The following is a 10,068-nucleotide window of genomic DNA, read 5'->3' on the forward strand; positions in this document are numbered from 1 at the left end:
ATCCAATAAACGCTTGGGGAGAGAATACCTCTACTTTTTCAGAAGCAATTCTGTCTAAGCAAGTAATCTCTGTGAACCAAGAATCCCCGTCTCTTTAGAGCGGGGAGTGTCAACGAAGGGATGAAACCTGAACAACATAGAACAGCAAAGCACAACGATCAGATAGCTCCGCTTGATCGGATAGTTTCAACCTGTTGAACTTTACTCCACTGTGACACTTTTGGCTAAATTGCGCGGCTGATCCACGTCTAAACCGCGACGGGCTGCGATATGATAGGAGAGCAATTGTAGGGGAATTACTGTTAGAATTGGCGATAATAATTCTTCAATTTCCGGCACATACAACAAATCATTAAAGACTTTTGGCGCTTCCGTATCGCTGTCGGCAACTACTCCCAATAATCGCGCATCCCTTGCCTTTGCTTCCTGTGCATTGGAGAGAACCTTATCATAAACTATCCCCGGCATAGCAATCGCTACTACGGGAACTTTTGCATCTAAAAGCGCGATTGGTCCGTGTTTCATTTCTCCGGCTGGATAGCCTTCCGCATGAATATAACTGATTTCTTTGAGTTTTAAGGCCCCTTCTAAGGCAATGGGGAAATTAATCCCCCGTCCCAAGAAAATAAAGTCTTGGGTGTCATTAAATTCATGGGCTAATTCTTCGATCGCTTTTTCCTGTGTTTCTAAGACAGTTTCGATCGACCTTGGCAGCGATCGCATTCCATTAATAATTTCCTCGATTCTCTCTAAAGACAAAGTTTGACGACGATAGGATAAATCCAAAGCTAAGAGATAAAAACCCAATAATTGTGCCGTAAAACTCTTAGTTGCCGCCACCCCGATCTCGATTCCTGCTTGGGTATTAATAATCTGATCGACCATTTGTGCTAGGGTACTTTCGGGGCGATTAGTAATACCGATAATCCGGGCCTGATATTTTTTTTCTAATCCTAAACGACGCTGTTTTTCCGTTTCCAAAGCCGCTAAAGTGTCGGCTGTTTCCCCCGATTGCGTCACCCCGATAGTTAAAGTATTGGGCATCAGGGGGGTGGGTGCATAGCGAAATTCCGAGGCGTACTGTACCCTGGTGGGAATACCTGCCAACTGCTCGATCAAGTATTTACCGACTAAACTAGAGTGCCAACTGGTTCCACAGGCTAAAATCTGAATATGTTCTAAATTATCGTAAATTTCTTCAGAAAAATTAATATTTATCGGGTTGACATTATCCTCATTTTGTGCTGTCCAATGGGGATGCAGATAGGTCCCTAAACAGTCGCGCACCACTCCGGGTTGTTCGTAGATTTCCTTGAGCATGAAGTGACGATAACCCTGTTTTTCTACGGTCGTCGGACTCCAATCGAGGACTCTGGGGCTTTTACGGACTCTTTTGCCCTCAAAATTATAAATTTCTACTCCCAAGGGTGTTAACCGAGCGATTTCGCCATTATCCAGGGACAGCACTGCCCGGGTATGGGGAACCAAAGCACTGACATCGGAGGCACAGAAAAACTCCCCCTGACCAAAACCGATGATTAAAGGGGCGTGTTGCCGCACGACAATCAATTCATCGGGATAATCGGGACTAATCACCCCTAGGGCAAAAGCACCCTCTAAACGTTCAATTGCCCTTAAAACTGCCTTGAGGAAAGGACTCACCCCCAAGTAGTCTTCATCGGTAGGTTTGGGTAGATAACTGGCGATTAGATGGGGAATAACTTCTGTGTCGGTTTCTGAGTCAAATATGCAGCCTTTTTCCTTTAATTCTGTTCTTAATACCTGAAAATTTTCGACAATGCCATTCTGTACCACTGCCACCCGTTGACTATTATCGGTGTGGGGATGGGCATTACTTTCTACGGGTTTGCCGTGGGTTGCCCAACGGGTGTGACCGATGCCAATTTGGGAGGGATTAACTTCCTGTTCTAATTTTTCCCGCAGATTGTAGAGTTTTCCCTGGGCGCGGACTCGATGTAATTCACCTTCGAGAATTGTGGCAATTCCTGCCGAATCATAACCCCGATATTCTAAACGTTCCAAACCAGCTAGGAGAATATCGATCGCTGTTTGGGTTCCGATATAGCCAACAATTCCGCACATTCTTTCCCTGACCCCATTTAGGCTAAGTCCGATCTATTCTATCGCAAGCGTGACACTTGTTTGCTTAGAGGCTAAAGACGCACTGACAAGGGCAAAGTTTCCTCTAATGGGACTCATACTGACTAATCCTACGTTAATTGTCAACGCCTGCCTCTGATCTGTAAGTAGATTGAAGGCCTAACGGCGAGCGTCACCGGCGGCAGTAGCTTTGGGTAATTATCAAAGTCTAGTATAAGGTCGGGTGCAGTGATACGTTAGGCTTAAGCGATTAAAGGTAGCAAAAAAAAGAATTAGATTCGGATTTCCCTCCTTGTCCTCCTTGTCTTGTCTTCACAGGTTTGTAAAATACCTACACCTGTGAGCCCCGGGAAAAAATTTTTCAGCAAGCCCTATTTGTGTTATAATTAGTTGGTCAAAAATGCTGGTGTAGCTCAGTGGTAGAGCAGCTGATTTGTAATCAGCCGGTCGCGGGTTCAAATCCCATCACCAGCTTCAATCTCTCACTCCTAATGGGACTTTTAAAAACCCACTCCCCACTCCCTGCTCCCTGCTCCCCTATACTTTCTAAACAGGATTTAGTATCAGTAGTCAGTAGTCAGGAGAATTAAGAATGAATAATAGTCGATTAAATGGTGTATTTACAGATTTTATGCCATTTAATCCTTATTTTTGCCGTTTTTGAACCCTGAAAAATTAATTATGCAAGAGCGTCTAATTTGTGGATTTCATCCCTCCGGTTGGAATCAAGAGGAAAATTGCCCCGATTGGCAAACCGAAGACCCCTGAACGGGAATTTAAACCAGACAAAACCATACTAGGGACTGGGGTTCGCAACTGTGGCACACTAGAGAGTAGAACTGAATTGACGGTAAGCCCTTGACTAATCAAATTACCCCTTTCGACCCCCTTCACAACCACGACGAGACGGGACATGACCACGAGTCAAAAGGGACTCCCCACGTCCATAGCGAAGCTTCCCTGAAGCAAATTATTAACCGTCTCTCGCGCATCGAAGGACATATTCGCGGCATCAAGACGATGGTATCGGAAAATCGTCCCTGTCCCGAAGTTTTGATGCAAATTGCCGCTATTCGCGGGGCGATTGATCGCGTCGCCAGAATGATCCTCGACGAACATCTGAGCGAATGTATTGCCCGGGCTGCCCAGGAAGGTAGTATCGAGACAGAAATTGAAGAATTAAAGGCCGCCTTGGATCGCTTTTTACCCTAGATTGTGCTATAATGAGAAGTTGGCATTTTTTAGGCAGAGAGCGATTACAGGAGGTGAATTAGGTTAATGACCCAAGTGGTAGTTGGTCAGAACGAGGCGATCGAATCAGCCCTGCGTCGTTTTAAGCGACAGGTAGCGAAAGCGGGAATTTATGCGGATATCAAAAAGCATCAATTTTTTGAAACCCCTCAAGAAAAGAGAAAGCGTAAAGCAGTAGCCCGGAGACGACAAAGAACCCGTCGTCGTTAAAACTCCCCAAGTCAGAAGCCGCTCGCAAGCTTCTGGCTTGCTTTTATTTTAACCTAGTGGTGGGGGTTGGGTTTTAGGGGTGTGGGAAGTGGGGTGTGGGGTTGGGGGATGGGGAGATAGGGAGAAAAAAGCTGATTACTGATCACTGATCACTGATCACTGACTCCTGAAGGCTTTTTCGCTTAAGATAAAGTTTAGCCCTCGATCGAGTTCTAGTGTTTTCATGGTTTTACAACTGCGCGTCTACGTTCCCGAACATCCTCTGGTTAAGCATTGGTTGGCGATCGCCCGCGATCAAAATACCCCCTCGGTACTGTTTAAAACAGCGATGACGGAACTAGGGCGCTGGTTAACCTACGAAGCGGCGCGGCAATGGTTGCCGACGCTGGAAACTAGCGTTAAAACCCCTCTAGCGGAATGTGCCGCTACTTTTATCGATCCTAGCGTACCGATCGCCGTAGTTCCGATTTTAAGGGCAGGATTAGCCCTGTTGGAAGGGGCCCAAAGCCTTTTACCCCTAGCTAGTACCTATCACCTCGGTTTGGCCAGAAATGAGGAAACCCTGGAGGTGAGTTGTTATTTAAATAAATTACCGGCCAGTTTTGATCCGGCCACGAGAGTCTTAATTCTCGAACCGATGTTAGCCACGGGGGGATCAATTTCAATGGCAATGGCAGAAATTACCGGCAGAGGCGTTGATCCTACCCTGATTCGCCTGATTTCCGTGGTGGCTGCCCCGCCGGCTTTACAGAAATTGAGTCAAAATTATCCCAGCTTGAACATCTATACGGCTATTATCGATGAAGGATTAAATAGCGGCGGTTACATCGTGCCGGGATTGGGCGATGCCGGCGATCGAGCTTTTGGAACCTATTAGGAGAAAAAGGGATTATGAGTCAGCGAGATGGGTTTACGGGCGGTTTTTTAGCCGGTGCGATTGTCGGTGGTTTAGTGGGCGGTGTTTTGGGGACAGTGTTGGCTAATCGCAGCCGTCGCGGTTTAGCAGATGGTGATAATCAAGCTTTTTTGGAGGAGAGCCGCAATGGGCGCTTGACTCCAGAGGAAGGCATGGAAATGGCCCGCCGCAGTTTGGAAGATAAAATTGCCCAGTTAAATCTAGCGATCGATGATGTGCGTCAACAGTTAGGATCGGTACAAGAAAACGGCAGCGATCATTAAAATGGGGCTGGCTGAATAAATCTAAAAACCTTGTTGGATAATATCTTAAGAATAATGTGTTGACAATTAGGCAGAGCCTTGCAACCAGGAAAAACAATCATCGCTTAGACTTGATCGCACAAAAACAACGAAATCTAAAACCGTAATTTTCCGTTAGAATTAGCAGTAATCAAACACCACGCTTGCGGGAGCTATGGTTAACCTCACCTATAACAAAAATCGCCCTCTTCCCAGCGCCGAAGAATTGCCCTCTTCCGACGAAACTCCAGTGGATAATCAGTTACAGAATGATCTTCCCAATCTGCTGCTAAGTTTATTAGCCTTAATTTGGTCTGGTCGAGATGATTGGTATTTTGGGGTAGATATGGCTGTTTATTATAATCCAGACGAATCAGCTTTTGTCCCCGATGGTTTCTTAGCGGTTGGAGTCAACCATGATACGGGAGAAAGAGGTCGGTTAAGCTATATTTTGTGGGGAGAAAAGTATATCTTGCCGATTTTGTTTTTAGAGGTAATTTCCGAGAAGAAGTATAATAGTGAGTATGAGGAAAAATTCTTAAATTACCAAACCCTGGGGATTCTGTATTATGCAATATACAATCCTTTGAGTGGCAGAAGGGGAAGATTTAAAAACCGACAAAGATTAGAGGTATATAAATTAATCTCAGGCAAATATGAACTTCTAGAAAGTGAGAATAATCGAGTTTGGTTGCCTGAAATTGGCTTGGCGCTGGGTTATGAAAAAGGAGAACATATTGCTTGGTATCGGGAATGGTTATACTGGTATGACCAGTCAGGAAATCGCTATCTAACGGCTGAGGAAAGAGCGAAGAACGCAGAGGCGATCGCTGCTCAAGAACGTCTGGCTAAACAAGAGGCGGAACAAAAAGCCATCCGGTTGGCTGAAAGGCTCAGAGGGCTTGGAATTAACCCCGATGAAATGTAGGGTCTGACTTCTCCAAGGTATAAGCGCCAGTGCTTCCCTAATTTCCCTGGCCGTGCCTTGGATTACTGTTGCTTGTGTAGTCTTGATTTTTGATCATTCTAGGGCGAATCCTAGCATAATTCACGACTGAGATGCTACCCATCGAAAAACCAAAAAAACAAAACCCCCTCCACTGACTGAATGAAGGGGTGTTTGTGATATTTTGTGGCCAATTTAGCCGACTTTTGTGGTTTACTTCTCGGCTGATTTGGATGATTTTAGTTTGCGTTTGAGGGTTGAAGCTGCGCCAAGAGTGCCGATAGCAAACAGTCCAAGAAGAGAATTGGGTTCGGGAACAGAAACTTGTTTGGTGACGAAGTTCAGGGAATTGGCCATTAACAGTGCGCCATCGGTACTACTGACCCAGAAATCTGATCGAGCATCGCTTGATGGGGGATAAAAATTCAACCCAGCTATTTTGCCCGCAAATGTGGAGGTATTGACGGCGATTAGCGGTGCACCATTACTCCAGTCAGCCACTGCTACCGCACCGGGGTTGAGAGAGCCCACTGTATTGTAGTAACTCAATGACCCGCCATTGAAGCTGGTAACGCCTGCGAGGATCGGGTTCGATGGATCGTAAATTGTTCCTAATGTTAGATTTACGGGTTGGTTCTGTCCTCCTGGTTGCCAAACATCGTAGTTTTGCGCCCTCCACCGACCACCAATGTCTATGAAAGCGCTCCAGAACGAAAAAGTCGCTTGGACTGCTCCACCACCCGCATCGACGTAATCTGCCAATACGTTACCGAAAGTGGTTGAATCCGCAAAAGCGGCATCAGAAAAGAATAGTACGGCATCATAAGCCTGTAATTGCGCGAGAGTTGGGGTAGAAGAGCCGACATTCAGTATATCTACGCTCCCAGAAATCAGGCCAGTTCCAGCAATTTTTGCTTGAACGTCGTTGAGCCAACTCGCACTGTTGGGAGCTCCGGCAATCAGAACGCTGGCCAAGGCGTGGCTAGTAGTGCCGAAGAAAACGGTTGATGCCACAATACCAACTGAGAGAGATTTTTGACTCAGCGCCGCTAAAATTGGATTTTTCATCGAAAATTTGGGTCTGAAACCCCGCCGTTTTACGACGGCTTTACTGTTAAATATTAGCACATTTACGAAATATATGCTAAAATGTGAGGTATGGAAAAAGCCTATTCGTTTCGATTTTACCCCACACCCGAACAAGAGTCGCTATTGCGGCGCACTTTGGGCTGTGTAAGATTAGTTTACAATAAAGCTCTCCATCTCAGAACACAAGCTTGGTATGAAAGACAAGAAAGAGTAGGATATGTTCAAACTTCTTCAATGCTAACCGAGTGGAAAAAGCAAGAAGAATTAAACTTTCTCAATGAAGTAAGCTGTGTACCTTTACAACAAGGGTTAAGACACCTACAAACAGCTTTCACTAATTTCTTTGCTGGTCGTACTAAGTATCCTAACTTTAAGAAAAAACATCAGGGAGGAAGTGCCGAATTTACCAAATCTGCTTTTAAATTCAAAGACAGACAAATCTATTTAGCTAAATGCACAGAACCTTTACCTATTCGATGGTCAAGACACATCCCAGAAAGCTGTGAACCAAGCACAGTAACAGTCAGATTACATCCTTCAGGACGTTGGCATATCTCAATAAGATTTGATGACCCAACGATTAAGCCTCTACCAGTAACAGATAAAGCCATCGGAATTGACTTAGGAATTAGTAGCCTCGTGATTACCAGCGATGGCGATAAAGTGTCTAATCCCAAGCATTTTAAAAACCATTATCGGAGACTGCGAAAGGCCCAAAAAAGCCTTTCTAGAAAACAGAAAGGGTCAAAAAATCGGGAAAAAGCGAGAATCAAAGTAGCCAAGATTCACGCCCAAATTACTGATAACACAAAAGACCATTTACACAAGCTAACCACTCAATTAGTCCGTGAAAACCAAACGATTGTGGTTGAGAATTTAGCCGTCAAGAATATGGTCAAAAACCCGAAATTATCTCAGGCAATATCTGACGTTAGTTGGGGAGAAATTACCCGACAATTAGCCTATAAATGCCGTTGGTATGGGAGAAACTACATCGAAATAGATAGATGGTTTCCTAGTTCTAAAAGGTGTAGTAATTGTGGGCATATTGCCCTTGAAAATGCCGTTAAATGTTCGAGAATGGGATTGTCCAGACTGTGGGACACACCATGACCGAGATGTTAACGCTAGTAAAAATATTTTGGCCGCAGGGCTTGCGGTGTCAGTCTGTAGAGCGACCATAAGACCAGAACAGAGTAAATCTGTTAAGGCAGGTGCGGAACCCCGCAAGGGAAAGAAGCAGAAACCTAAATCGTGAGGTTTGGGAATCGCCGTCCGTTTTACGGCGGCGAGGATGTCAATTTTAGAATTAAACACGAATAGGGTTTGAAAAGCATCATACACACTTACCCCCCCCGCATTGTATCAAAAGCTACAATTTAATAAATATTTACATTCCTCCCCCCCAGGGCTTACGCCGCTACAGTAATCACAGTTACAATGTTTGAGAGGTCTGAGTGGTAACTGATAACTGATAACTGATAACTGAAATGACTACACCTACCTTCACCATTCCCCAATCTGACCCTTCCCTTTCCCCCCGGCAATCCCTGCCGACGATGTACGATTTACCTAGTGATAATCCACTTGAACCCGGTTTGCCTGACGAATTTCACCTATTACAACCTCAGTTATTACTGCTGACTTTTCAGCCTCCCAACTGGGAACCAGAGCTAGTTTTTAGCGCCGCTGACCTTAACCTTTACTACGATGTCAGACACCCTCAATGGTACAAGCGTCCCGATTGGTTTGGGGTGGTCGGTATTCCTCGTCTCTACGATGGCCATGACCTGCGCTTAAGCTATGTGATTTGGCAGGAAGGGGTTTCCCCTGCGATTGTGGTGGAATTATTGTCTCCAGGTACGGAAAATCAAGATTTAGGAGAAGAACTACGCCAACCAGAAGAACCGCCAACTAAGTGGACAGTTTATGAACAGATTTTGCAGGTTCCCTACTATGTAGTTTTTAGCCGCTATACTAACCAACTTCAAGCGTTTGAACTGGTAGATGGTCATTACCAACCCGTGACTTTAGTGGAGGGACGCTTACCGATTCCTCAACTGGAATTGAGCTTGGGTTTGTGGCAAGGTTCCTATCGGGGGATTGAGCGGCTATGGTTACGCTGGTTGACGCTGGAGGGAGAGTTAATTCCCCTTGCCGATGAGGAGTTAATTGTGGCGAAACAAGAGGCTTCTGCGGCTAAACAACGAGCAGAACAACTAGCGGCACGATTGCGGGAATTAGGGATAGATACTGAAACTATTCCTCAGATTGACTTTTAAATTTAGGCAGAGCCTAAATGTTTGGTTCCAAGGCAGAGCCTTGGAACCAGGAATTAAACAAACTACCCCAAAAAAAGAGAGAGGAAACCCGCGTCTCCTCTCCCTTGTAGGCATTATTTCCTCGCTTTGCGGACAGCACCCCCTAACATTAAACCGCCCAGGGTGATAAAACCAAGAAGGCTAGAGGGTTCGGGGACAGTGACTGCTGGAGTCGGAACTGTCAGTACGGTTGAGATTCCATAGAACCGATATTCTTCAGAACCTGACTTACCGGATTCGTTGATCCACCCTGACCCCAGGACTCCAGCGATCGCAACACCGACGATAGCGACATTAGACCCGAGCTCCCCTCCACAGCACCCGACCGTACCATCATCCGAGGTTCCAGACCATACGAAAAAGAAACCTACGGATTCTTGGGGAGTGCGATCAATGCCGGTTAATATGCTGCCATCCCAGAGATCGGCATTATTGTTGGCAACCCGGTTGCCATCTATGAGATAGATCGGAACACCCGTACTCGATGGATTAGTACCTGTATTATCACGGGCAGCGACTGAATCCGTAGAACCGATCGCCTTCCATTCGATCGTATTAGGGTTAAATCCTGCCGCATTTAAAGCCACATCGAGAGCCGTATCAATCCCTGGGGTTCCTCCTCTGGCATCATTGGTAACAAATTTATTGTAGTCGTCGATGTTGGTGCTTGTTGCATCCCGTGTGCCGTCAGTAACAAACACCAAACGATACTGATCGCCTGGATTCAAGCCTGTAGGGACGACCACCAAAGCAGCTTGTGCCGCACCAGTTCCCAGAGTTGCCAGGGCAACCCCAGAAACAATTCCGAGTTGTTTTATTTCTGAACTTCCCCCGTATAAACATACTAGCTATGGCTAAAAGTCTTACAGAGCCTGAGTTAAAGCAATATAATACTAATGGACTACTGGACACAAAATCCTGAATTCCTTACGC

The 10,068-nt window shown here is 45.7% G+C and carries 9 protein-coding genes, 1 tRNA gene and 1 pseudogene; 8 read left to right on the forward strand and 3 right to left on the reverse strand.

The features are described 5' to 3' along the window. Window positions 1–201 precede the first annotated feature (201 nt). A complete protein-coding gene (glmS, locus tag H6G48_RS01165) occupies window positions 202–2,103 on the reverse strand; it encodes a glutamine--fructose-6-phosphate transaminase (isomerizing) (RefSeq protein WP_190718271.1) in 1,902 nt (633 codons plus the stop codon). Between the two features lie 420 nt (window positions 2,104–2,523). Here glmS and H6G48_RS01170 point away from each other — a divergent pair. The 6 genes from H6G48_RS01170 (at window position 2,524) to H6G48_RS01195 (ending at window position 5,707) form a co-directional block, all read left to right on the forward strand. Further along, a tRNA-Thr gene (locus tag H6G48_RS01170) sits at window positions 2,524–2,595 on the forward strand. 384 nt (window positions 2,596–2,979) lie between these two features. After that, window positions 2,980–3,333, forward strand: a complete 354-nt coding sequence (locus H6G48_RS01175) for a metal-sensing transcriptional repressor (protein ID WP_002781887.1) — start codon at window positions 2,980–2,982, stop codon at window positions 3,331–3,333. 66 nt (window positions 3,334–3,399) lie between these two features. Beyond that, entirely contained in the window at window positions 3,400–3,582 is a 183-nt protein-coding gene (gene rpsU / locus H6G48_RS01180) for a 30S ribosomal protein S21 (protein ID WP_002738938.1), read from the forward strand. Window positions 3,583–3,805: 223 nt separating this feature from the next. Further along, window positions 3,806–4,459, forward strand: a complete 654-nt coding sequence (gene upp / locus H6G48_RS01185) for a uracil phosphoribosyltransferase (protein ID WP_002798883.1) — start codon at window positions 3,806–3,808, stop codon at window positions 4,457–4,459. Window positions 4,460–4,473: 14 nt separating this feature from the next. Continuing rightward, the gene (locus tag H6G48_RS01190) at window positions 4,474–4,761 is read left to right on the forward strand and encodes a ssl2009 family thylakoid membrane protein (protein ID WP_190718274.1); all 288 of its coding nucleotides are present in this window, start codon (window positions 4,474–4,476) and stop codon (window positions 4,759–4,761) included. Window positions 4,762–4,954: 193 nt separating this feature from the next. Continuing rightward, window positions 4,955–5,707, forward strand: coding sequence for a Uma2 family endonuclease (locus H6G48_RS01195; RefSeq protein WP_190718277.1), 753 nt, complete (start codon window positions 4,955–4,957; stop codon window positions 5,705–5,707). Between the two features lie 231 nt (window positions 5,708–5,938). On the opposite strand, the gene H6G48_RS01200 is transcribed toward H6G48_RS01195, so the two are convergent. After that, entirely contained in the window at window positions 5,939–6,793 is an 855-nt protein-coding gene (locus H6G48_RS01200; RefSeq protein ID WP_190718281.1) for a PEP-CTERM sorting domain-containing protein, read from the reverse strand. A 90-nt stretch (window positions 6,794–6,883) separates the two neighbouring features. Here H6G48_RS01200 and H6G48_RS01205 point away from each other — a divergent pair. Together H6G48_RS01205 and H6G48_RS01210 are read left to right on the forward strand one after the other, a co-directional pair. Next, window positions 6,884–8,072: pseudogene (locus H6G48_RS01205) on the forward strand (RNA-guided endonuclease InsQ/TnpB family protein). Window positions 8,073–8,304: 232 nt separating this feature from the next. Continuing rightward, window positions 8,305–9,096 (forward strand): Uma2 family endonuclease, encoded by a 792-nt coding sequence (locus tag H6G48_RS01210; RefSeq protein ID WP_190718284.1) that lies wholly within the window; start codon window positions 8,305–8,307, stop codon window positions 9,094–9,096. 113 nt (window positions 9,097–9,209) lie between these two features. Here the strand turns inward: H6G48_RS01210 and H6G48_RS01215 are convergent, their stop codons facing one another. Beyond that, a complete protein-coding gene (locus H6G48_RS01215; RefSeq protein ID WP_190718285.1) occupies window positions 9,210–9,953 on the reverse strand; it encodes a PEP-CTERM sorting domain-containing protein in 744 nt (247 codons plus the stop codon). Window positions 9,954–10,068 lie beyond the last annotated feature (115 nt).

This window comes from Microcystis flos-aquae FACHB-1344, assembly GCF_014698375.1.
Lineage (GTDB): Bacteria > Cyanobacteriota > Cyanobacteriia > Cyanobacteriales > Microcystaceae > Microcystis > Microcystis aeruginosa.

Bases quoted from the DNA above. Each gene is read 5' to 3' on its own strand.
- upp (WP_002798883.1), top strand. From the start codon at position 3,806: ATGGTTTTACAACTGCGCGTCTACGTTCCCGAACATCCTCTGGTTAAG.
- H6G48_RS01190 (WP_190718274.1), top strand. From the start codon at position 4,474: ATGAGTCAGCGAGATGGGTTTACGGGCGGTTTTTTAGCCGGTGCGATT.
- H6G48_RS01210 (WP_190718284.1), top strand. From the start codon at position 8,305: ATGACTACACCTACCTTCACCATTCCCCAATCTGACCCTTCCCTTTCC.
- glmS (WP_190718271.1), bottom strand. From the start codon at position 2,103: ATGTGCGGAATTGTTGGCTATATCGGAACCCAAACAGCGATCGATATT.
- H6G48_RS01195 (WP_190718277.1), top strand. From the start codon at position 4,955: ATGGTTAACCTCACCTATAACAAAAATCGCCCTCTTCCCAGCGCCGAA.
- rpsU (WP_002738938.1), top strand. From the start codon at position 3,400: ATGACCCAAGTGGTAGTTGGTCAGAACGAGGCGATCGAATCAGCCCTG.
- H6G48_RS01200 (WP_190718281.1), bottom strand. From the start codon at position 6,793: ATGAAAAATCCAATTTTAGCGGCGCTGAGTCAAAAATCTCTCTCAGTT.